General features: G+C 73.0%; 20 protein-coding genes. 13 read left to right on the plus strand and 7 right to left on the minus strand.

What is annotated here, in order from left to right; all coding sequences use genetic code 11:
- Positions 1-3: 3 nt before the first annotated feature.
- Entirely contained in the window at positions 4-1,320 is a 1,317-nt protein-coding gene (locus ACFV9H_RS28340; protein ID WP_385403529.1) for an MFS transporter, read from the plus strand.
- A 199-nt stretch (positions 1,321-1,519) separates the two neighbouring features.
- Here the strand turns inward: ACFV9H_RS28340 and ACFV9H_RS28345 are convergent, their stop codons facing one another.
- Positions 1,520-1,984, minus strand: coding sequence for a phospholipase (locus ACFV9H_RS28345; protein ID WP_385403531.1), 465 nt, complete (start codon positions 1,982-1,984; stop codon positions 1,520-1,522).
- A gap of 204 nt (positions 1,985-2,188) precedes the next feature.
- Here ACFV9H_RS28345 and ACFV9H_RS28350 point away from each other — a divergent pair, with 204 nt between their 5' ends.
- Positions 2,189-2,716 carry a hypothetical protein gene (locus ACFV9H_RS28350; protein WP_385403534.1) on the plus strand — a complete coding sequence of 176 codons (528 nt, stop codon included), beginning with the start codon at positions 2,189-2,191 and terminating at the stop codon, positions 2,714-2,716.
- Between the two features lie 59 nt (positions 2,717-2,775).
- On the opposite strand, the gene ACFV9H_RS28355 is transcribed toward ACFV9H_RS28350, so the two are convergent.
- Complete coding sequence (locus tag ACFV9H_RS28355) at positions 2,776-3,543, minus strand: alpha/beta fold hydrolase (protein WP_385403537.1); 768 nt, start codon at positions 3,541-3,543, stop codon at positions 2,776-2,778.
- Between the two features lie 75 nt (positions 3,544-3,618).
- Here ACFV9H_RS28355 and ACFV9H_RS28360 point away from each other — a divergent pair, with 75 nt between their 5' ends.
- The 6 genes from ACFV9H_RS28360 to ACFV9H_RS28385 all read left to right on the plus strand — a co-directional run bounded on the left by ACFV9H_RS28360 (position 3,619) and on the right by ACFV9H_RS28385 (position 10,134).
- A complete protein-coding gene (locus tag ACFV9H_RS28360) occupies positions 3,619-4,317 on the plus strand; it encodes a 4'-phosphopantetheinyl transferase family protein (RefSeq protein ID WP_385403539.1) in 699 nt (232 codons plus the stop codon).
- 128 nt (positions 4,318-4,445) lie between these two features.
- Positions 4,446-4,871, plus strand: a complete 426-nt coding sequence (locus ACFV9H_RS28365; RefSeq protein ID WP_385403579.1) for a GNAT family N-acetyltransferase — start codon at positions 4,446-4,448, stop codon at positions 4,869-4,871.
- Positions 4,872-4,958: 87 nt separating this feature from the next.
- The gene (locus ACFV9H_RS28370; protein ID WP_385403541.1) at positions 4,959-6,137 is read left to right on the plus strand and encodes a S8 family peptidase; all 1,179 of its coding nucleotides are present in this window, start codon (positions 4,959-4,961) and stop codon (positions 6,135-6,137) included.
- Positions 6,138-6,348: 211 nt separating this feature from the next.
- Positions 6,349-7,641: a hypothetical protein gene (locus tag ACFV9H_RS28375; RefSeq protein WP_385403544.1), complete on the plus strand. Its 1,293-nt coding sequence runs from the start codon at positions 6,349-6,351 to the stop codon at positions 7,639-7,641.
- A gap of 121 nt (positions 7,642-7,762) precedes the next feature.
- Positions 7,763-8,791: a WxL protein peptidoglycan domain-containing protein gene (locus ACFV9H_RS28380; protein WP_385403546.1), complete on the plus strand. Its 1,029-nt coding sequence runs from the start codon at positions 7,763-7,765 to the stop codon at positions 8,789-8,791.
- Positions 8,792-8,856: 65 nt separating this feature from the next.
- The gene (locus tag ACFV9H_RS28385) at positions 8,857-10,134 is read left to right on the plus strand and encodes a hypothetical protein (protein ID WP_385403548.1); all 1,278 of its coding nucleotides are present in this window, start codon (positions 8,857-8,859) and stop codon (positions 10,132-10,134) included.
- A gap of 85 nt (positions 10,135-10,219) precedes the next feature.
- Here the strand turns inward: ACFV9H_RS28385 and ACFV9H_RS28390 are convergent, their stop codons facing one another.
- The 4 genes from ACFV9H_RS28390 to iolC are packed head-to-tail and all read right to left on the minus strand — an operon-like array spanning position 10,220 to position 15,617.
- Positions 10,220-11,719, minus strand: coding sequence for a CoA-acylating methylmalonate-semialdehyde dehydrogenase (locus ACFV9H_RS28390; RefSeq protein ID WP_385403550.1), 1,500 nt, complete (start codon positions 11,717-11,719; stop codon positions 10,220-10,222).
- A gap of 13 nt (positions 11,720-11,732) precedes the next feature.
- Positions 11,733-13,601, minus strand: a complete 1,869-nt coding sequence (gene iolD, locus ACFV9H_RS28395; protein ID WP_385403552.1) for a 3D-(3,5/4)-trihydroxycyclohexane-1,2-dione acylhydrolase (decyclizing) — start codon at positions 13,599-13,601, stop codon at positions 11,733-11,735.
- Positions 13,598-14,641, minus strand: coding sequence for a 5-deoxy-glucuronate isomerase (gene iolB, locus ACFV9H_RS28400; RefSeq protein WP_385403582.1), 1,044 nt, complete (start codon positions 14,639-14,641; stop codon positions 13,598-13,600). The genes iolD and iolB overlap by 4 nt, the downstream gene beginning before the upstream one ends.
- Before the next feature lie 7 nt (positions 14,642-14,648).
- Positions 14,649-15,617 (minus strand): 5-dehydro-2-deoxygluconokinase, encoded by a 969-nt coding sequence (gene iolC, locus ACFV9H_RS28405; RefSeq protein ID WP_385403585.1) that lies wholly within the window; start codon positions 15,615-15,617, stop codon positions 14,649-14,651.
- 42 nt (positions 15,618-15,659) lie between these two features.
- On the opposite strand from iolC, the gene ACFV9H_RS28410 reads away from it, so the two are divergent.
- From ACFV9H_RS28410 to ACFV9H_RS28420, 3 genes are all read left to right on the plus strand, one after another.
- Positions 15,660-16,574, plus strand: a complete 915-nt coding sequence (locus tag ACFV9H_RS28410) for a sugar phosphate isomerase/epimerase family protein (protein WP_385403554.1) — start codon at positions 15,660-15,662, stop codon at positions 16,572-16,574.
- Positions 16,575-16,593: 19 nt separating this feature from the next.
- Entirely contained in the window at positions 16,594-17,604 is a 1,011-nt protein-coding gene (locus ACFV9H_RS28415; protein ID WP_385403557.1) for a Gfo/Idh/MocA family protein, read from the plus strand.
- Between the two features lie 245 nt (positions 17,605-17,849).
- Positions 17,850-18,050, plus strand: a complete 201-nt coding sequence (locus ACFV9H_RS28420) for a MerR family transcriptional regulator (RefSeq protein WP_365479811.1) — start codon at positions 17,850-17,852, stop codon at positions 18,048-18,050.
- A gap of 34 nt (positions 18,051-18,084) precedes the next feature.
- Here the strand turns inward: ACFV9H_RS28420 and ACFV9H_RS28425 are convergent, their stop codons facing one another.
- Positions 18,085-19,296, minus strand: a complete 1,212-nt coding sequence (locus ACFV9H_RS28425; protein WP_385403588.1) for a cation:proton antiporter — start codon at positions 19,294-19,296, stop codon at positions 18,085-18,087.
- 160 nt (positions 19,297-19,456) lie between these two features.
- Between ACFV9H_RS28425 and ACFV9H_RS28430 the strand changes: the two genes are divergently transcribed.
- Together ACFV9H_RS28430 and ACFV9H_RS28435 are read left to right on the plus strand one after the other, a co-directional pair.
- Complete coding sequence (locus ACFV9H_RS28430) at positions 19,457-19,690, plus strand: heavy-metal-associated domain-containing protein (RefSeq protein ID WP_385403560.1); 234 nt, start codon at positions 19,457-19,459, stop codon at positions 19,688-19,690.
- A 255-nt stretch (positions 19,691-19,945) separates the two neighbouring features.
- Positions 19,946-22,201 (plus strand): heavy metal translocating P-type ATPase, encoded by a 2,256-nt coding sequence (locus ACFV9H_RS28435; protein WP_385403562.1) that lies wholly within the window; start codon positions 19,946-19,948, stop codon positions 22,199-22,201.
- Positions 22,202-22,381 lie beyond the last annotated feature (180 nt).

Consider the following 22,381-nt stretch of genomic DNA (forward strand, 5'->3'; position numbering starts at 1 on the left):
AAGGTGAAGCGATCATGCGCCACAACCACTGATACGGAGCAAGCACGGCTTGAGGCTGCCGGCCGCCCCGGAATCAGGGCCGTTCTGCGGCTGCCGGCGATGCGCGCGATGTTCCTCGCGCACGCGATCTCCATGCTCGGCACCATCGCCGCCGAAGTCGCCCTGTCCGTCCTGGTCTTCCAACGCACCGGGTCGGCCCTGCTCTCCGCGCTGGTGTTCGTCTGCACCTTCCTGCCGTACGCGGTGGGCGGCACGTTCCTGTCCTCCGTCGCCGACCGGCTGCCCGCCCGCCGGCTGCTGGTCTCCTCCGACCTGATCTGCGCCGCCTGCGTCACTGCGATGACGATCCCCGGCATGCCCGTTCCCGCTCTTCTCGGCCTGCTCGTGATCACCGGTCTCGTCGCACCCGTCTTCCAGGGGGCGCGGGCCGCGAGCCTGGCCCAGCTGCTGGACGAGGAGCTGTTCCCGGTGGGCCGGTCGCTGCTGCGCACCATCAGCCAGACCGCGGTGGTGTCCGGGTTCGCGATCGGCGGCGTCCTGGTCGCCCTGGTGGGACCGCGCTGGGTGCTCGTCGCCAACGCCGTCAGCTTCCTGGTCTCGGCCGCGCTGCTGCGGCTGTGCACACCCGCCACCCCCGCCAACTCGGCGGCGACGCACGAAGGAGCGGCGGCCAAGCCGACCGTCCTGCGGGAGTCGCTGACCGGCCTGCGGCACCTGATGCGCACGAAGCGGCTGCGCGGACTGCTCCTGCTGTCCTGGGCGGTGCCCGCCTTCTCCTCGGTGGGCGATGGTCTGGCCGTGGCCTACACCGTCCAGACGGGCGCCGCCGCCACCGCGGCCGGCGCGCTCTTCACCGGCTACGCGGTCGGCACGGTCGTCGGCGAGGTCACCGTGGCCCGGCTGTCACCGGCGAGCCGGCGCCGTCTCGTCGTACCCCTGCTGATCACCAGCCAGCTTCCGCTCGTCTTCTTCGCGGCGGCCCCTTCGCTCCCCGTCGCGGCCCTGCTGCTCGCCCTGTCCGGGGCCGGCTTCGCCTTCAACCAAGGCATCGACCCGCTGATCCTCGCGGCGACCGAACCCGCCTACCGAGGGCGGCTGTTCACCGTACAGAGCAGCGGCCTGATGACCGTCCAAGGCCTCGGCATCGCCCTCTTCGGGGCCGCCGGCACGGTCGTCGCCCCGGGCCTGGTCATCTGCGCGGCCGGGACGGTCGGCGCCGTGATCGTCCTGTCCCTGGCCTACGCGGCACTGCGCGAGACCGCACCACCCTCCGCACCTTCCCCGACCCCGGACCGCGCCCCGGCCTCGATGACCGAATAGGCCCCGCACCCCGGCGGGACGCTCGTCATCCGTTCCCTCGACCGCCACCACCCCCGCTGCGCCGCTTCGCGCGCGAGCTCTGGTTCGGGCTGTGGGACCTGGTGCGCAGCAGTTCCGGTGCCGCTCCGGAGGAACTCGAGGCCTTCTTCGGCGACGCGATGCTGATCAATACGCGGGTGGCGCTCGGGGGGTGAGCCCCTCACTGCCCGGTACCGGAGAGCCCGAAGCCCTTCACGCCCTGGTAGTAGAGCCACGCGGTGCTGTCGCAGGAGGCCTTGCGGGCGTCCGCGTACCGGTCGCAGACCCGCCTGAGGTCTGCGTGGAAGGCGTCGTCCAGGCGGGCCTTGGCGGCCGGGAACAGCCCCGCCGCGCGGTGGTTGCGGTAGCCGAAGTCGTGGCGGGCGCAGGCCGTCGCGAAGGGGAAGCCGAACGGTTCCTCCGGGGCGCCGGTGCAGTAGTCCGTCGACCAGTCGAAGCCGTACGAGGCCCACGCGCTCCGGTTCGCGCGGGCCTCGGCCCACTCCTGCTGGCTGGCGGCGCTGCTCTGCGTCCAGCGGCTCAGCACCTGCGGCTTGTCGGCCGGCATTTCCGGGGCCGCCACGGCCGAGGGGGCGAGGGCGAGCACCGCGGCGGCGGAGGCGAGAAGGGGGGCGAAGCGGCGCATGGCGTTCCTCGGAGGTGGGGGCGGAGGGGGTGGCTGAGGGTCTGCCCCGGCCAACTGCTCCGGGCGCCGTCGGGTTACTTGCCGATCCGGCTCCCCTGGTCCGGCTCCCTCTCAGGTATGACGCCGTGTGGGACTTGCGGCAGGGAATTGATTCGTCCTGAGGAGGGACGCGCGAGGGGGGTCCCGCGGCCGAGACTGAAGGGCATGAACCGCCGTCCGCTCGTCATCGCCGCCGCCACCGTGGGAGTCCTCGCCACCGCCGCCTTCGCGCTGCCCAACCTCCCGCCCAACCCGCTGTCCGACTCGATCGACGACCACGTCTTCAAGGAGAAGGGCCGGCGTTTCGCCACCGCCGCCGACGCGCCGACCCGCGGGGACCTGGCCTTCGTCCTGCCCTCGTGGATACCCAAGGACGCCACCGACGTCCGCATACGGGTGCGCACCACCGGCAATGCCCGGCTGATCCGGTTCAACCTCGGGGCGACCCCGCTCGACGGCCCGCAGTGCACGGCGGGCACGCCGCATCGGATGGAGGCCCCGGAGTTGGGCGCCAGGTGGTGGCCGGGGCACATCCGCGCCGAGGTGCGGCCCGAGTGCCGGGACCGCTACCAATACCAGGTCGCGGTGCGCGGCAAACGGGTCTACGCCTGGACCGACGGCACCCCGTCCCCGAGCACGCAGCCGCAGGACGGCACCCACGGCACCCCGGCGGCCCCGGCGAGCGCGCGCTAGGGACGTCGCGGGGCAGACGGGAATTTGACGACAGGCCCTAGTCTCGGGCGCCCTGCGCCTCAGTCCTGGGCCAATACCGCGGCGGCGGCTTCGGCGAAGGCCTGTGGGTTGTCCAGCATGATGTTGTGCCCGCAGTCGGGCAGGGCCAGCACCGTGACGCCCGCGGCCTCCAGGGCCTCGGCGCCCGGGAGCGGGCCGTCGGCCTCGGGCAGCAGGAAGCCGCGCGGGATCTTCAGCTCCAGCAGCAGCTCCCGCATGGTGGGCGTGGTGCCCGCGGCGAGGTGGACGGCGGAGCGGTACAGGGCGGTCCGATCGGCCAACCGCATCGTGGCCCACCAGTGCGCGCCGACCCGGTCGCGGACCTCGGCCCAGCCGCCGGCGAGGAACTCCTCCTCGGTGTAGGTGGCGATCCCGCTGCTGCCGGGTATCCGCACGGGCGGCGTCGGGTCCAGGTTGGCGTCGACGAGCAGCAGCCGGGAGACCAGGTGGGGATGGCGGGCGGCGAGCACGATGGCCACGGCTCCGCCCATGCTGTGCCCGATCAGCTCGGCGCCCTCCACGCCGGCCGCGACGAGGGCGGCCGCCAGCGCGTCGGCGTGCGATTCGAGGGTGTAGTCGAACTCCTCGGGGCGGTCGCTGTGCCCGTGCCCCAGCAGGTCGATCAGCAGCGAACGGCGCCCGGCCAGCAGCGGATGCGTGGCGCTCGCCGCGAAGTAGGCGGGCGAGGTGGCTCCGAGGCCGTGCACGTACACGCGCGCCGGTTCCTCCCCGGGCAGTTCGGCCCACCTGATCCGGTCATCTCCCGCCGTCACGACTGCACTTCGCATGCTGCTCCCCCTCTGATCGTTCGGTCGGGGGTCAGCGTAGCCGGCCGTTCGGCCATGTCGTCTAGTCTCGGGCGGGTGACCGATTACGTGAACCAGCTCGGCGTGGACCCACTGCGGACCGGACCGCTCCCCGAGGAGGCGGCGGTGGCGGTGTGGTCCCTGGACACCAGACTGGACGTGGTCGGCGGACTCCCGGTCGCCGAGGCGGCGCGGGTGCTCGACGCGGGCGAGCTGAAGCAGGCCGAGCTGAAGTACCGGCCCGCGGACCGGCACCGGTACACCGCCTCGCACATCGGGCTGCGGGTGCTGCTCGGCGGCCACCTGGGGTTGGCTCCGGCGGACGTCGTCCTGGTCCGGGAGGACTGCCCGGGCTGCGCGGGCCCGCACGGCCGGCCGGCGGTGGCAGGGGGCGGGGTGCACTTCTCCCTCTCGCACAGCGGCGACGTGGCGTACGTCGCCCTCGCCCCGGTGCCGGTCGGCGTCGACATCGAGGAGTTCCCGAGCGCGGGGGCGGTGGCCGACGTACTGGACGACCTGCACCCGGCGGAGACCGCCGAGCTGACCGCCCTCCCGGAGGCCGACCGACGGTCCGCGCTCGCCCGCGTCTGGTCCCGCAAGGAGGCCTGCCTGAAGGGGATCGGCACCGGGATCGGCCTCGGCATCGTCGAGCCGTACGTCGGCTCCGGCCCGGCCCCGGCCGCCGTCCCGGACTGGCTCCTGACGGACCTCCCGGCCCCGACCGGCTACGCGGCCGCCGTCGCGGTGCGCGCCTAGTGCTGTGGCCGGAAGGGTTTGCCGCGCCGTGACCCGGTGAACCTTTCCGGTCACAGCACCAGGTCCACGACCGCGGCCGGCCGCCACGCCCGGCCGATGTCCCGCTCGCCATCCGTCGTGGCGCGGTTATCGTGACCGCCATGGACATCCGCCGGGCCCTGCGCCCCGCCGAGATCACCGCCGCCGAGTCCCTCTTCGACGGACCGGCCTCCCCCGAGTGGTCGGAGCGGTTCCTCGCCGCCCCGGGCCACCTGATGCTCATCGCCTACGTGGACGGGGTCCCCGCGGGCATGGTCTCGGGGGTGGAGATGACCCATCCCGACAAGGGCACCGAGATGTGCCTGTACGAGCTCTCCGTGGACGAGGGCTACCGCCGCCGCGGGATCGGCCGCGCGCTCACGCTGGCGCTGGCCGACGAGGCGAAGGCGCGCGGCTGTTACGGCATGTGGGTGGGCGTGGACACCGACAACGAGGCCGCCCTCGCCACCTACGACGCCGCCGGCGCCGTGGACGAGGGCACCTTCTCGATGCGCGGCTGGCCCCTGGCCCGGTAGGGACGGGCACCCCCGCGGCGGCGTGTCGTGCCGCCAGTCGGCGCACCCTCCGCGCGCCCGGCCCGCCGCTCGCCGAGCATCGGCCGCATGACCCCATTCGCCGCTCTCCTGCCGGCCGCCGCACTCCTCGCGGCGGCCACCACGGCCACCGCCCCGACGCCGCACTCCGACGCCACCGACGCCACAGCCCCCACCGCCGCCTACGTCGTCGTCCTGAAGGACGCCACCTCCCGCGCCCCCGCCCGCACCCGCGCCCTGGCCGCCGAGGCGGCGGCCGCCGGGGACGAGGTCGGCGCCGTCTACGACACCGCCCTGAACGGCTTCGCCGTCCGCACCACCCGCGCCCGCGCCGCCGAGCTGGCAGCCGACCCCCGGGTGGCTTCGGTGGAGCCGGACGCCGAGTTCCGCGTCTCCGACACACAGCCGCAGCCGCCCTGGCCGCTGGACCGGATCGACCAGCGCGACCTCCCGCTCGACGACTCGTACACGTACGCCACGAAGGCCGAGGGCATCACCGTCTACGTCGTGGACACCGGGATCAACGTGCGCCACGAGGAGTTCGGCGGTCGCGCCCGCAGCGGCTACAACGCGGTGTGGCTGGAGAGCTCCGGCGACTGCAACGGCCACGGCACGCACGTCGCGGGGACGGTGGGCGGGCGGACGTTCGGGGTCGCGAAGGGGGTTTCGCTGGTCTCGGTGAAGGTGGCCAACTGTCGGGGTTCCGGCAGCCTTTCGAACATCCTCAAGGGCCTCGACTGGATGGTGAAGGACGCCGCCCGCGATCCGGACACCCGGGCGGTGGCCAACATGAGCATGGGTGGCACCCGCAGCCGCGCCCTCGACGAGGCGGTGATCCGTGCCGTCGCCTCCGGGATCACCTTCACCGCGGCCGCCGGCAACGACGCCAAGGACGCCTGCGCCGGCTCCCCCGCCTCGGTCCCCGAGGCCCTCACGGTCGGCGCGAGCGACGGCGGTGACCGGTGGGCCCCGTTCTCCAACCACGGCCCCTGTGTGGACCTCGCCGCGCCGGGCGTGGCCGTCGTCTCGGCCTGGAAGGGCTCACCCACCGCCACCGCCCGGGCCTCCGGCACCTCGATGGCGGCCCCGCACGTGGCGGGGGTGGCGGCGCTGATCCTGGCGGGCGGGGTCGCGAGGACCCCAGACGAGGTCTCGGCGGCCCTGCTGCACTCCACCGTCGCGGACCACCTCTCCGACCTCCCGCCCGGCACGCCGAACCAGCTCCTGCACACACCGACCGACCGCTAGAACGGACACGCGACACCACCCCGACCGGTCGGTATCCGATGGGCCATCAGACTCTTGCTGATGGCCCATCAATTTCTGTGTGCTTCACGCGAAAACAAGTCATTGACTTCTCATCACGGCGACGCGTCAATATCGGCCACCGCACCGGCTCGACCTCCCCCACACAGCGGGTGGGGGGAGGGGTTCGTCATGACGAAGGAGTCGCGACCCAGTGAGTACGAGAACGCTCAGACACAGAGTGCTGGCCGGGGCGGGCGCATTGTCCCTGGCCCTGACAGGTGGCGTCATGGGCCTGGCGGGGACGGCGCAGGCCGCGACCAAGACCACACCCGTGTTCGTGAAGTGCGTCGCCCCCGCGCCGCAGCCGGGCGCCGACGGCAACCAGGACTTCACGGTCACCCTCCCCGACGGCGCCAAGGCCGGGGACGTCGTACCGATCACGATCGACCCGGGCGAGACCCCGGTCGTCCCGATGTTCACGATCGACACCGTGAACACGATCAAGGCCAAGCTGTTCGTCGGCGGCGTCGCCCAGACCGTGACCAGCCCGCCCACGCCCAGCCACCAAGAGGCGAACAAGAAGGCCAACCCGCCCGCTTTCAGCGGGAACATCACCATCCCGGACGGCACCGAGGGCACCACGATCCAGGTCACGATCGACCAGGTCATCACGGACGCCGAGCTGGGCGGCACCATCTACACGACCACCTGTACGCCCGATCCGCGGCCCAGCGCCTCGATCGGCTCCGTCGCGGTCGAGGCGCTGCCCAAGGACCCGATCACCACGAAGCTGACGCCCAACAGCGGCGGGGCGGGCACCGCCGTCGTCGCCACCGGCGCCAACTTCCCGGCCGGCGCCGTCACCTGTTCCGCCCTGCTCGCGGGCGCGGCGACCGGTGACACCGGATCGGGCACGGCGGACGCCGGCGGCGTCGCCACCTGCAACATCACGGTCACCAAGAAGGCCGACGCGATCAAGATCGACGGTGCGACCACGTCCAAGTCCTTCGTCTTCGTCGAGAAGGCGACCGGGGTCAGCAACCCGGTGGACGTCGAGGTCCTGCCCGGACCGCTGGCCCTCGGCCCGAAGGACGGCCAGCCGGCCGTCAGCTTCGGCTCGGTCACCATCAACGGCAAGTCCCAGTCGGTGGTCGGCATGTTCAACGCCGCGACCGTCCAGGACTTCCGCGGCGGCTCGCTCGGCTGGGACGTGACGGCGACCCGTACGCCGTTCCTCAACACGACGACCGGCCACTCGATGGCGAAGGCGCAGATCGGCATCCAGCCGTCCTGCACCGTCACCAACCCGGACAGCCCGAGCACCTGCACCGCGGGCACCCCCGGAGCGATCTCCGACACCCCGATGAAGATCGCTTCCCAGGCGGCCGGCGGGGAGGAGCTGACCGGTGGTGAGTTCGCCGTCGGCGGCGCGGGGATGATCCAGCTCCCGCCGTTCATGTTCGCCGACACCTACCAGTCGGTGGTCACCTTCTCCATCGCGTAACCCGCACCGCCCGTACAGGTACCCGTACCCGTACCCGTACGGCCCGCTCCGCCCAGGGTGGTGCGGCGCTCCGGCGCCGCGCCACCCCTTCCCCGTCTCCGCGCCGACTGGAGAACCTCCCATGCGCACCCGCACCTCTCTGTACGGTCTGCTCGTCGGCCTGCTGCTGGGCGTGGGCCTGCTCCCGGCCGGCGCCGCCACCGCGGCGGACAACGGCACCTGGGGGGTCTTCCCCACGCCCGCCGCCGGTGCGGCGATGACCGACCGCGCCTACTTCTTCCACCAGGGCCAGGCCGGGACCTCCGTCGGCGACAGCGTCACGATCCTGAACTCCTCCGACAAGGAACTGACGTTCCAGGTCTTCGCCACCGATGCCGTGAACACCCCCTCGGGCGGCGCCTTCGCGCTGCTGCCCGTGGAAACCAAGCCCAAGGACGTCGGTGCGTGGATCGCGCTGCCGCCCGAGACGGCTTCCACCGTCACCGTGCCGCCCAAGGGCCGCAAGGACATCCCGTTCACCGTGAAGGTCCCGGCGGACGCGACGCCCGGCGACCACGTCGGCGGGATCGTCGCCCTCAACACCGCCGTGGAGGGCGTGCAGCAGGAGGGCAAGGTCCAGGTCGGCGTGAAGCGTTCGGTGGGCGCCCGGCTGTACTTCCGGGTGCCGGGACCCCTGACGCCCGGACTGAGCGTGGAGGACGTGAAGGTCGACCGGTCGGCGCCGCTGCTGCCCTGGGTCAAGAACGCCCGCGCCACGATCACGTACACGCTGGTCAACCGGGGCAACGTGGTCGTCGACCCCAAGGTGACGGTGTCCGCCGAGGGCCTGTTCGGGCGCACGGTGCTGGACCGGCCGGCCCGGGAGCTGAAGCTGGCGCTGCTTCCCGGCCAGCGGATCGAGCTGACCGAACCGTGGCCCGACGCCCCCCAGTCGGACTGGGTGACCGTCAAGATCACCGCCGGGGCCACGGCCCACCCCGAGCTGCTCTCGGAATCGGAGACGGACTTCGTGGCCGTCCCGTGGCCCGCCGTGGGCGTGTTCCTGGTGCTCCTCGGCGCCCTGACGACCCTTCTGGTCCTGCGGCGCCGCCGCCGCTCGGCGGGCCGGGAACAGACTGATTCCGAACGGGACTTGGCTCGGACGCACTGACCGGCAAGGGTGTCCTTGGGGTGACGGTATTCGGCCATCACCGTGTCAAGGGGGAGGCACCACCAATGGACCAAGAGCACAGCGCCACCCGGCCCGGCGCCGGCCCGGGCCCCGGCCCCGACCGGCGGGCCGTCCTCGCCGGCGGGCTGGCCGGCGCCGCCGCCCTGACCCTCGGCTCGGCCGCGCCCGCCGCCGCGGCCAAGGGCACCGGACTGCTGAGCCGCATCGAGCGGGCGCTGGGCACGGGCACCGCCGCCTACCTGCCCGGCGACGGCTGGATACGCCTCACCCTGCCGCTGGACGACGGCGGCCCGGCCCCCGTCACGGTGGACGTGGTCGCGGACACGGCCCGGCCCCCGCACGGCATCGCGTACCTCCTGCCCGGCGGCGGCCTGAACTTCGCGGCGGACTTCTTCACTCCCGTGGCCCCCGACGGCCCGGGCCTCGCCCACGAACTGCGCCGCCGCGGCCTGCTCGTCGTCGGTGTCACCCCCCGCGAGGACGCCGCCGCGCCCCGGGACGTCACCGCCGAGTGGGGGCTCGCGGCGCACCGCCGGGACCTGGCCCGGGTGGTGGGCGCGCTGGACTCCGTACTGCGGCTGCCCTACCAGTACGTCGGCCACTCCGCCGGGGCCGCCCTCGCACTGGACGCGGCCTCGCACGACGACTCGCCGCGGCTGCGCCGCGTGGTCGCCCTGGACACCACCGGCCCCTACACGGGCGAGCTCGCGCTGCGGGCGGCCGCGACCCGGGACGCGTACGCCGCACAGCTCGCGCAGGGCACGTACGCGGCCGATCCGGGGCTCGCGGCCCTCGTCGCCCGCGCCGTGACGGACCCGGCCGGCGCCTCCCCGGCCCCCTGGCCACCGAACCCCTCGCTCCGGTTCACCCACGCGGGGCTCGCCCACTTCGCGCTGATCCGAACCGCGGCCCTGCCCGGCGCGGCGAACTGGATCTACGCCCAGGGTCACGGCGCGGGCGGCTACGCCTTCGGCGCCACCCCGGCCGAGGACCGGTTCACGCTGACCCACACCCCCCTGGCCACCTGGCACGCGGCGACCTCCGCCGTCGGCAGCGGACTGCTGCCGACCGCCCTGATGCGGGACCTCGCCGCGATCTGGGCGGGCGACGAAACCACGTACCGGATCGGCTGGGACCGCATCCGCGCCGAGGTGGTGTGGGTCAACACGGCGCTGGGCCGCGGTGACCACCCGCGCGGCGCGGAGCTGATCCGCGCCGCCGGCAACGACCGGGTGACCTTCACGGTCGTACCCGGCTACGGACACGGCGACGCGGTGTGGAGCGCGACGGCGGCGCGGGACGTGTGGTCGCTGCTCGGTTGACGAAACGGACTCGCCCCCCGCGGTGAGGGTTGCGGGGGGCGAGCGGTCCAGCGAGCGGTCCAGCGGGTGCGGTCGGTGGTTGCGGTCAGTGGTTGCGCGGGAAGCCCAGGTCCACGCCCGCCGGGGCGTCGGCCGGGTCCGGCCAGCGGGTCGTGACGACCTTGCCGCGGGTGTAGAAGTGGATGCCGTCGTTGCCGTAGATGTGGTGGTCGCCGAAGAGCGAGTCCTTCCAGCCACCGAAGGAGTGGTAGCCCACCGGCACCGGGATCGGCACGTTGACGCCGACCATGCCCGCCTCGATCTCCAGCTGGAAGCGGCGGGCGGCGCCACCGTCACGGGTGAAGATCGCGGTGCCGTTGCCGAACGGCGAGGCGTTGATGAGGGCCACGCCCTCCTCGTAGGTCTCCGCGCGCAGCACGCACAGCACCGGGCCGAAGATCTCGTCGCGGTAGGCGTCGGAGTCGGTCTTCACGTTGTCGAGCAGCGACAGGCCGATCCAGTGGCCGTTCTCGAAGCCGTCCACCGTGTAGCCGGTGCCGTCCAGGACCACGTCGGCGCCCTGGTCGGCCGCGCCCTTGACGTACGAGGCGACCTTGTCGCGGTGGGCGGCCGTGATCAGCGGGCCCATCTCGGAGGTCGGGTCGTTGCCGGGGCCGATCTTGATCTTCTCGGCGCGCTCGCGGATCTTCTCGACGAGGGTGTCGGCGATGGAGCCGACGGCCACGACGGCGGAGATCGCCATGCAGCGCTCACCGGCGGAGCCGTAGGCCGCGGAGACCGCCGCGTCGGCGGCCGCGTCCAGGTCGGCGTCCGGCAGCACCAGCATGTGGTTCTTGGCGCCGCCCAGCGCCTGTACGCGCTTGCCGTTCGCGGAGGCGGTGGTGTGGATGTGGCGGGCGATCGGGGTCGAGCCCACGAAGGAGACGGCCGCGATGTCGGGGTGGGCCAGCAGCGCGTCGACGGCGACCTTGTCACCGTGGACGACGTTCAGAACGCCCGCCGGCAGCCCGGCCTCGGTGGCCAGCTCGGCCAGCTTGTTGGCGGCCGAGGGGTCCTTCTCGCTCGGCTTGAGGATGAAGGTGTTTCCGCAGGCCACGGCCAGCGGGAACATCCACATCGGGACCATCGCCGGGAAGTTGAACGGGGTGATGCCCGCGACCACGCCCAGCGGCTGGCGGATGGCGGCCACGTCCACGCGGTTGGACACCGACGTCGACAGCTCGCCCTTGAGCTGCGTGGTGATCCCGCAGGCCAGCTCGACGATCTCCAGGCCGCGGGCGACCTCGCCCAGCGCGTCCGAGTGCACCTTGCCGTGCTCGGCGGTGATCAGCTCGGCGATGGCGTCGCGGTTGGCGTCCAGCAGGGCGCGGTAGGCGAAGAGCACCTTGGTACGGGCGGCCAGCGAGGACTGGCCCCAGCTCAGGTACGCCTCCTTGGCGACCTGCACCGCCGCGTCGACCTCTTCGGCCGAGGCGAGCGCGACCTGCGTGGTGACCTCGCCGGTGGCCGGGTCGGTGACCGGGCCGTAGTTGCCCGAAGCGCCCTCGACGGTCTTGCCACCGATCCAGTGGTTGACGGTCTTCATCCCTTTTGCTCCTTCACAGATGGCGACGTCGCTGAGCGGCTTGCCGGTCGTACTCTTCACGGGCCTGGGCCGCCGCTTTGCGCTTCGCGGTCTCGGCCACAGGAACATCCCACCACGCCTGCGCGGGGGGCGGGCCCGACACAGTGTCGGGCGTTCGGGTCTGTACGTAGACACATGTGGGACATGTTGCCGAGCGCGCCTCGGCCAGAGCTTCCCGCAGGTCACGTACGGTACGGGCGCGTATCACGGCCATCCCGAGGGACCCCGCGTTGGCGGCGAGGTCCACCGGAAGGGGGTCGCCGGTGTACGAACCGTCGGGCGCCCGGAAGCGGTACCCGGTGCCGAATCCCTCACCGCCCACCGCCCCCGAGAGCCCGCCGATCGACGCGTACCCGTGGTTGTCGAGGATGACCAGCTTGATCGGGACGCCCTCCTGCACGGCCGTGACGATCTCGGTCGGGTTCATCAGGTACGTCCCGTCGCCGACCAGCGCCCACACCGGGCGACCGGGAGCGGCCAGGGCCACCCCGATCGCGGCCGGGATCTCGTAGCCCATGCAGGAGTACCCGTACTCCAGGTGGTACTGGTCGACCGAGCGGGCCCGCCACAGCTTGTGCAGGTCCCCGGGCAGCGAGCCGGCGGCGTTGACGAGGATGTCGCTCTCGTCGACCAGCGAGTCGAGCAGCCCGAGCACCTGGGTCTGCGTCGGCGGCAGGTCCTCGTCGCCCGCACCCCAGGCGGCATCGACGAGCCGCTCCCACTCCCTCTTCCCCTCCCCGTACGAGGCCGTGTACTGGGGATCCACCCGGTACCCGGCGACCGCCTCCCGGAGTTCACCGAGCCCCTCGCGGGCATCGGCGACCAGGGGCAGGGCGCCGAGCTTGTGGGCGTCGTACGGGTCCAGGTTGAGGCCGAGGAACCGGACGGCCGGGTTCTGGAAGAGGGTCGCGGAGGCCGTGGTGAAGTCCGTCAGCCGGGTCCCGGCGGCGATCACCAGGTCGGCCTCCCGGGCGAGCCCGTCGGCGGTGGCCGTACCCGTGTGCCCGATCCCGCCGACCTCGGCCGGGTGGTCGTACGGGAGCACGCCCTTGCCCGCCTGGGTGGTGGCCACGGGAATCCCGGTGGCCTCGGCGAACTCCGCCAGCGCGGCCCCCGCCCCGCTGTGCCGGATTCCGCCGCCCGCGACGATCAGGGGCCGCGCGGAGCCCCGTACGGCGGCCGCGGCCGCGGCGAGCTCGACGCGGTCGGGCCGGGGCCGGCGTACGCCCCACACCCGCTCGGCGAAGAACTCCTCGGGCCAGTCGTACGCCTCGGCCTGCACGTCCTGCGGCAGCGCGAGCGTGACGGCGCCGGTCCGCACCGGGTCGGTGAGCACCCGCATGGCCTGGAGGGCGGCCGGGATCAGCGCCTCGGGCCGGGTGATCCGGTCGAAGTGGCGGGAGACGGGCCGCAGGGTGTCGTTGACGGAGACGTCCCCCGCCTCCTGCACCTCCAACTGCTGCAACACGGGATCGGCGGGCCGGGTCGCGAAGGTGTCCCCGGGCAGCAGGAGCACCGGAACGCGGTTGATGGTCGCTCCGGCGGCGCCGGTGACGAGGTTGGTGGCGCCGGGCCCGATGGAGGTGGTCACGGCGTGCGCCGACAACCGCCCGCTCTGCCGGGCGTACCCGACGGCGGCGTGCACCATCGCCTGCTCGTTGCGGCCCTGGAGGAAGGGCATGTCCTGCGCGCCCGTCTCCAGCAACGCCTGCCCGATCCCGGCGACGTTCCCGTGCCCGAAGATCCCCCAGGTGGCGGCGATCAGCCGGTGCCGCCGCCCGTCGCGCTCGGCGTACTGCGCGCTCAGGAACCGTACGAGCGCCTGCGCGACGGTGAGCCTCACTGGTGGTCCTCCGCTCGGGGGAAGGGCAGCCGGGGGTCGATCTCCTGCCCGTCCCAACTGCCGCGGATCCAGGCGTGGTCGGGGTGGTCCCGGATCAACCACTCCCGCGGCTCGCCGGGCGGCCCGGCCATCACGTTCAGGTAGTACATGTCGTGCCCGGGAGCGGCGATGGACGGCCCGTGCCAACCGTCCGGGATCAGCACGGCGTCCCCGCTCCCGACCTCGGCCAGGATGTCGGTCTTCCCCGCCGGGGAGGGCGTGACGCGCTGGTACCCGACCCCCGGGGTGTCCCCGTGCGGAGCGATCTCGAAGTAGTAGATCTCTTCGAGGCGGGACTCTTCGCCGGGGGCGTGCGTGTCGTGCTTGTGGGGCGGGTACGAGGACCAGTTCCCGCCGGGGGTGAGCACCTCGACGGCGATGAGCCGGTCGGCGGGAAACACGTCGGCCGCCCCGAAGTTGTTGACCTGGCGGGAGCAATTCCCGGCCCCGCGCAGCTCGACGGGCACCTCCCCGGCGGGCCCGTACCGCGCGGGCAGCCGCGCCGCGCACCGCGCCCCGGCGAGCGCGAACCGGCCGCCGCCGGCCGAGGTGACCTCCGCATGCGCGTCCCGGGGCAGGTAGACGAAGTCGGTGACCCCGTCGAACACCCCGGTCCGCCCCCGCAGTTCGAAGCTCAGCGGCGGTGTCGCGTCAGGCCCTGCGGGGCTTCCCCCACCCCGCCCCTTCCCGAACCTGTGTGCTCCGCCCCCGGCCCCCCGCGCCTCAAACGCCGGCGGGGCTGGATTTGGCTGATGCCGCCGGTCCGCTGAGGCCGCCGCACCATCCTGCCCCGGCCGGGCAAAACCCAGCCCCGCCGGCGATTGAGGCGCGGGGTCCGGGGCGGAGCCCCGATCGGTGACCGGCACCGGACCACCAGGCCCCGCGACACGCACACGGCAACCGCCCGACAACGGCAACACGATCCATTCAGCCTCCCCGCACGCGTGCGCGTACACCTCCCCCGGCGCCAACTCCAGGACTGCCAGCCTCGTCCACTCCATCCCCCACTCAGACACCACCGGCACGGGCGAGCACCTCCTCCACCTCGTCAGGGAACGGCATGGCCGACGAACACGCCAGCCGCGAGGCGACAATGGCCCCCGCCGCGTTCGCGTACCGCATCACGGCTTCCAGCGACCACCCCGCCAACAACCCGTGGCACAGCGCACCCCCGAACGCGTCCCCCGCCCCCAGCCCGTTCACCACCTCCACGGGCACCGGTGGGACCTCCGCCACCGTCCCGTCCCGATGCACCGCCAGCACGCCCTCCGGCCCCCGCTTGACCACCGCCAGCTCCACGCCGGAGGCGATCAGCGCCCGCGCCGCCTCGTACGGCTCCGACCGCCCCGTGGCGATCTCGCACTCCTCCGGGTTCCCGACGGCCACCGTCGCCACCGCCAGCGCCCGCTCGTAGTACGGCTCCGGTTTCTCCCGCCACAGCATCGGCCGCCAGTCCAGGTCGAACACCGTCACCCCCGCCCCGCGACCCCGGGCCTCCAGCGCCGCCAGCGTCGCCGCCCGCGAGGGCTCCTCGCTCAACCCCGTCCCCGTCATCCAGAACACCCGCGCGGCCCGCACCGCCGCCAGGTCCACCTCCGCCGCCTCGATCTCCAGATCGGGCGCCTTCGGCAGCCGGTAGAAGTACAGCGGGAACCGGTCCGGCGGGAAGACCTCGCAGAAGGTGATCGGCGTGGGGAGCCCGGCGACCTCCGCCACCCACCGGTCGTCCACCCCGAACCGCCGCAGCTCCGCGCGGAGATACGCGCCGAAGGGGTCCGCCCCGGTGCGGGTGATCACCGCCGTCCGTCGCCCCAGCCGGGCCGCCGCGACGGCCACGTTGCTCGGCGAGCCGCCGAGGAACTTGCCGAAGGTCTCCACCTCGGCCAGTGATACGCCGGTCGTCAACGGGTAGAGATCCACCCCGATCCGGCCCATCGTGATCAGGTCGAACTCCAACGGATCGCCGGTCCCGTTCACAGTCACGTCCTCCCGCTCGCCTCCCACCCTAAGGTGGCCGTTATGACGTCCTCCCCGCCCGCGTTGACCCGTATCCGTGTCGGTTCGGCTCCGGACTCCTGGGGTGTCTGGTTTCCCGACGATCCCTTGCAGACCCCCTGGGAGCGCTTCCTCGACGAGGTCGCGGACGCCGGGTACGAGTGGATCGAGCTCGGCCCGTACGGATACTTGCCCACCGATCCCGCCCGCCTCGCCGAGGAGACCGCCAAGCGCGGGCTGCGGGTCTCGGCCGGCACCGTCTTCACCGGACTCCATCACGGGCCCGCCGTGTGGGAGGACACCTGGGCGCACGTGTCGCGGATCGCGGCGCTGACCCAGGCCATGGGCGCGGCGCACCTCGTGGTCATCCCCTCCTTCTGGCGGGACGACAAGACCGGCGAGGTGCTGGAGGACCGCACCCTCACGCCCGCCCAATGGCGCGAACTGGCCTCCCAGACCGAGCGCCTGGGCCGGGAGGTCCGGGAGCGGTACGGGCTGCGGATCGTCGTGCATCCGCACGCGGACACCCACATCGACACCCCGCGGAACGTGGCCCGCTTCCTGGACGCCACCGACCCGGCCCTCGTCTCCCTCTGCCTGGACACCGGGCACTACGCGTACTGCGGCGGCGACAGCGTCCAGGCCATCGAGACCTTCGCCGAGCGGATCGGCTACCTCCACCTCAAGCAGGTGGACCCGCGGGTCCTCGCCGAAGTCGTCGCGCAGGAGCTGCCCTTCGGGCCGGCCGTGGGCCGCGGGGTGATGTGCGAACCGCCCTCGGGGGTGCCCGCGCTGGAACCCGTGCTCGCCGCCGCCCAGCGGCTCGACGTGGACCTCTTCGCCATCGTCGAGCAGGACATGTACCCCTGCCCGCCGGACCGACCGCTGCCGATCGCCCGTCGTACCCGCGACTACCTGCGCTCCTGCGGCGCCCGCTGACTCCTCGGAGGATACGAACATGAGCACGCTCGGCATCGCCGTCATCGGCACGGGCAAGATGGGCGCCGACCACGTCCGCCGGATCGGGCGCACCGTCGGCGGGGCCCGGGTGGTGGCCGTGGCCGATCCGGACGGGGACCGGGTCAAGGCGGTCGCGGGCACCCTGGACGGGGCGAGCGCGCACACCGACCCGGCGGCCGCGATAGCCGCGCCCGGGGTCCAGGCCGTGCTGATCGCGTCCCCCGGGCCCGCCCACGAGGAAGCGGTGCTGCGCGCCTTGGAGCGGGAGCTGCCGGTGCTGTGCGAGAAGCCGCTGACCCCGGACCCGGCGGGGGCGCTGCGGGTCATGGAGGCCGAACAGCGGCTGGGGCGGCGCCTGGTGCAGGTGGGTTTCATGCGGCGGTTCGACGCCGAGTACGAGCGGCTGAAGGAGCTGCTGGACGCGGGTGGGATCGGGAGGCCGCTGTTCTTGCACTGCCGGCACCGCAACGCCGCCTCGCCGTCCTTCTTCACCAGCGACATGCTGATCAGCGACTCCGTGGTGCACGAGGTGGACGCGGCGCGCTGGCTGCTGGGCCAGGAGATCACGGCCGTCACCGTGCTCTCCCCGCGGCCCACGGCGGCCGCCCCGGAGGGGCTGCGCGATCCCCGGCTGGTGCTGCTGGAGACCTCCGGCGGGGCCGTGGTCGACGTGGAGATCTTCGTGAACTGCGGGTTCGGCTACCAGGTGCAGTGCGAGGCGGTCGGCGAGGCGGGCAGCGCCCGGATCGGTGACGGCCACGCGATGGTGGTGCAGGCGGCGGGCCGGTGGGGCGGGGAGATCGACCAGGACTTCACGGTGCGTTTCGCCGACGCCTACGACCGTCAGCTGCGCCGCTGGGTGGCCGCGGCCGCGCGCGGCCGGGTGGCGGGGCCCGACGCCTGGGACGGGTACGCGGCGGCGGCCGTCTCCGAGGCGGGACTGGTGGCCGCGCGGACCGGCGTACGGACCGAAGTGACCCTGACGGAACGGCCTTCCCTCTACCGCTGACGCCCCCGATCGACCCGATCGCCCGACCCGGTCGACCCCTGTGCCGCATCCGTCACAGGGGTCGCATTCGTGTCACGCATGTCCCCGTTACGCGGGTCTTGCGTCACAGGGGCTCGACAGACCCTCCCCTGCCCTCGATCCGCGTCGTTCCCCGGGCACGAGGCGAGTGATCGTCAGTGTCCACGTGCCGGCTCCCCCGACGGCCTCCCGGCCGGCCCCGCGGCGTGGACGAGGAGGTGCCTGGCATGAGCGACCGACAGCTGTGGTCGTACAAGGAGATCGCTGCCCACATCCGGGTCCAGCCCGACACCGTGCGCTCCTACCGCAAGCACGGGCTCCTCCCCCCGCCCGATCACGTGGAGGGCGCCAAGCCCTACTGGTACGCCGACACCGTCCGCGCGTGGGTGGCCCGTCGGCCCGGCAACCGGGGGCGCCGCGAGGACTGAGCGGCGTACCGGACGAGCGGGGCCCCGGCCCCGCTCACCAGGACTCCTCGCCGCCGATCCGGGCCCCCGCCCGGGCCCGCACGCGGTCCCGCAGCCGCAGCCCCACCAGCGGGAACACCAGCACCGACAGCATTCCGGCTCCCACCAGCGCGGCGGCCTCCCCCGGGTCCACCTTCCCGGCCTGCACCCCGAGCGTGGTGATCGCCACCACCAGCGGCAGCGCGGTGGACCCGAACAGCACCAGCGCCGACCGGTCCCGCCGGTCCAGGTCCTTCGGGGCCAGCAGCCAGATCGGCAGCCCGCGCACCACGAGGAACAGCAGCAGGAACAGCGGCAGCAGCAGGAGCTCCCGGCCGCCCGCGAGCAGCGCCTTCAGGTCGAACTCGACCCCGGTGACCACGAAGAACAGCGGCACGAGGAAGCCGAAGCCCATGGCCTCCACCTTCGACAGCACGGTCGCGCTGCTCTCCGGGGCGGCCCCGTGCAGCACGAGGCGGGTGATGAGCCCGGCGGCGAAGGCCCCGAGCAGGATGTCCAGGCCGAGCACCTGGGCCAGCGCCAGCATCGACACCAGCAGCAGGACCACCAGCCGTACCGCGAACTGCGCGCTGCTGTGCAGGGTCTTGGCGATGACGTTGCCGAACCAGGGCGGCTTGGGCCGCAGCGACCAGAGGACCGCCGCCGCCGTCAGGGCCGCGAAGGCGGCCAGCAGCGCCGCCGACCGGCCCGGGGCCCGCCCGCTGAGCAGCAGGGCCATGGCGATGATCGGCCCGAACTCACCGATCGCGCCCATGGCCATCATCACGGAGCCGAACCTGCTCTGCAGGTCTCCGGCGTCCCTCAGCACGGGCAGGATCGCGCCGAGCGCGGTGCTGGTGAGCGCGGTGCCGACGTAGACGCCCTTGTCGAATCCGCCCCCGTGGGCGAGCAGGGCCCCGAGGCCGAGGCCCAGTGCGAGGGCGATCAGCCAGGCCCACACCGACCGCTTGAGGGTGTCCCCCTTGACCCGGTCGAATTCGAGTTCGTAGCCGGCCAGGAAGATCAGCATCGCGAGGCCGAGGTTGCTCAGTACGTCGACCACCTCGCCGGTGTGTACCCATCCGAGGACGTCGGGGCCGAGCAGGATTCCCAGCAGGATCTCGAAGATCACCAGCGGTACGGCCAGCCAGCGCGAGATCCCATAGGCCAGCAGGGGCGCGAGCACGGCGGCGGCCATGATCAGAACGAGGCTTACCGAGTGATCCATAACGGTCATTTACGTACAGTTCGGCCACACCGGCCAGTTTTGGCAACACGAGGCTCGCATTGATACCCCCTAGGGGTATAGTCTTCGAGTGTGGGGAGGACGGTGGAGGAATCCATCGCCCCCTGCGATCGGACACGTACGCCGCGAAGAGGAGAACGACATGACCGCCGAGACGGACACCCGGACCACCACCGTCTACCGCGTGACCGGCATGAGCTGCGGGCACTGCGAGGGCTCGGTGACCACGGAGCTCAGCGCCCTGCCCGGCGTCAGCTCGGTCAAGGCGGTCGCCGCGACCGGCGAGGTCACCGTCGTCTCCGACGCCCTGCTCGCCGAAGAGGACGTCCGCGCCGCCATCGACGAGGCCGGCTACGAACTCGTGGGTCGGGCCTAAGCGGCCTCGGGGAAGTGGGGTGCGTTTCCGCGTCGTCCGGTGCGGTGCATCGCAAGGCGGAGCAGTGCCCTTGTACTGGACGTACTCGGGTGCTGCGACAACGCGGCGAGGTGCCGTGCCGGGCGGCGCGGGGACGTGCCCCACTTCCCCGAGGCCGCTTAGCCATCGCGCGGTACCCCCGCAGCATTCCGCCGGGCCGTACCGGCCAGCTCATACTGGTTCCGTACGGCCCGGCCATCCCCCTGGAGCCGGAAGATGACCAGCACAGTGCACGACGGGCCCATAGCGGCGGTGGAACTCTCGATCGGCGGGATGACCTGCGCCTCCTGCGCGGCCCGCATCGAGAAGAAGCTCAACCGGATGGACGGCGTCGAGGCCACGGTGAACTTCGCCACCGAGAAGGCGAAGGTCTCCTACAGCGGTGACGTCCGGGTCGCCGACCTGATCGCGACCGTCGTGAAGACCGGATACACCGCCGAGGAACCCCCTCCGCCGGAGCCCGAGCCCGCGTCGGAGCCCGAAGGCGACCGGGCCCCGCGCGACCCCGAGCTCGCCGCCCTGCGCCACCGGCTGCTCGTCTCGGCCGCCCTGGCCCTGCCCGTGGTCCTGCTCGCGATGGTCCCGTCCCTCCAGTTCGACAACTGGCAGTGGCTCTCGCTGACCCTCGCCGCCCCCGTCGTCGTCTGGGGCGCCTACCCCTTCCACAAGGCGGCCTGGACCAACGCCCGGCACGGCGCCGCGACCATGGACACGCTGGTCTCCGTCGGCACCCTGGCCGCCTTCGCCTGGTCGCTGTGGGCCCTGTTCTTCGGCCACGCCGGCATGACCGGCATGCGGCACGGCTTCGACCTGACCATCTCGCGCACCGACGGCTCCTCCGCCATCTACCTGGAGGTCGCGGCCGGGGTCGTCTCCTTCATCCTGCTCGGCCGCTACCTGGAGGCCCGCTCCAAGCGGAAGGCCGGCGCGGCCCTCAAGGCCCTGCTGGAGCTCGGCGCCAAGGACGTGGCCGTGCTGCGCGGCGGCGCCGAGGTACGCATCCCCGTGGCGCAGCTCGTGGTCGGCGACCGGTTCGTCGTCCGGCCGGGCGAGAAGGTCGCCACCGACGGCACGGTCGTCGAGGGCAGCTCCGCCGTGGACGCCTCCATGCTGACCGGCGAGTCCGTGCCCGTGGAGGTCACCGTCGGGGACCCGGTCACCGGCGCCACCGTCAACGCCTCCGGGCGCCTGGTCGTCGAGGCCACCCGGATCGGCGCCGACACCCAGCTGGCCCGGATGGCCCGGCTCGTCGAGGACGCGCAGAACGGCAAGGCCGAGGTGCAGCGCCTCGCCGACCGGATCTCCGGGATCTTCGTGCCGATCGTGCTGGTCCTGGCGCTGGGCACCTGGGTCACCTGGCTGCTGGTGACCGGCGACGCCACCGCCGCCTTCACCGCCGCCGTGGCCGTCCTGATCATCGCCTGCCCGTGCGCCCTGGGCCTGGCCACGCCGACCGCGCTGATGGTCGGCACCGGCCGCGGCGCGCAGCTGGGCATCCTGATCAAGGGCCCCGAGGTACTGGAGTCCACCCGCCGCGTGGACACCGTCGTCCTGGACAAGACCGGGACCGTCACCACCGGCCGGATGACCCTGGCCGACGTGCACGTCGCCGAGGGCGTGGACGAGAAGGAGCTGCTGCGGCTCGCCGGCTCCCTGGAGCACGCCTCCGAGCACCCGATCGCCCGGGCCGTCGCCACCGGAGCGGCCGAGCGGGCGGGGGAGCTGCCGGTCCCGGAGGACTTCCAGAACCTGGCGGGGCTCGGCGTCCAGGGCGTGGTCGACGGTCACGCCGTCCTGGTGGGCCGCGAGCGGCTGCTGGCCGACTGGGCGATCACCCTCCCCCAGGAGCTCGCCGAGGCCAAGGCGGCCGCCGAGGCGGCGGGCAGCACCGCCGTGCTGGTGGCCTGGGACGGGGAGGCGCGCGGGGTCCTGACCGTGGCCGACGCCGTCAAGGAGACCAGCGCGGAGGCGGTCTCCCGGCTGCGGGCGCTGGGCCTGACCCCGGTCCTGCTGACCGGCGACAACAAGGCCGTCGCCGAGACGGTGGCGCGGGAGGTGGGCATCGACGAGGTGATCGCCGAAGTGCTCCCGCAGGACAAGGTGGACGTCGTGCGCCGCCTCCAGACGGAGGGTCGTACGGTCGCCATGGTCGGCGACGGGGTCAACGACGCGGCCGCCCTGGCCCAGGCGGACCTGGGCCTGGCCATGGGCACCGGCACCGACGCGGCGATCGAGGCCGGCGACCTGACCCTCGTACGGGGAGACCTGCGGGTGGCGGCGGACGCGATCCGGCTGTCGCGCCGGACCCTGGGCACCATCAAGGGGAACCTGTTCTGGGCCTTCGGCTACAACGTGGCGGCCCTGCCGCTGGCGGCCGCCGGACTGCTCAACCCGATGATCGCGGGGGCCGCGATGGCCTTCTCCTCGGTCTTCGTGGTGACCAACAGCCTGCGGCTGCGGTCCTTCCGCTAGTGGAAGGCCTCCCCACGGCCCACACAGTTCCTTCACGGGAGACGCAGATCACAGTGACGCCAACGTAACCATCCGGGGTCGTGGTGGGTCTAATGGGGCGATGCCAGGAACGTCTTGGGGGACGTCCGGGGGTATCGGCCGGCCGGGATTCGTGCGCGGGAAGCCTTGAGCGGCCGTCCC

It is taken from the genome of Streptomyces sp. NPDC059874, from assembly GCF_042731135.1.
Classification (GTDB): domain Bacteria; phylum Actinomycetota; class Actinomycetes; order Streptomycetales; family Streptomycetaceae; genus Streptomyces.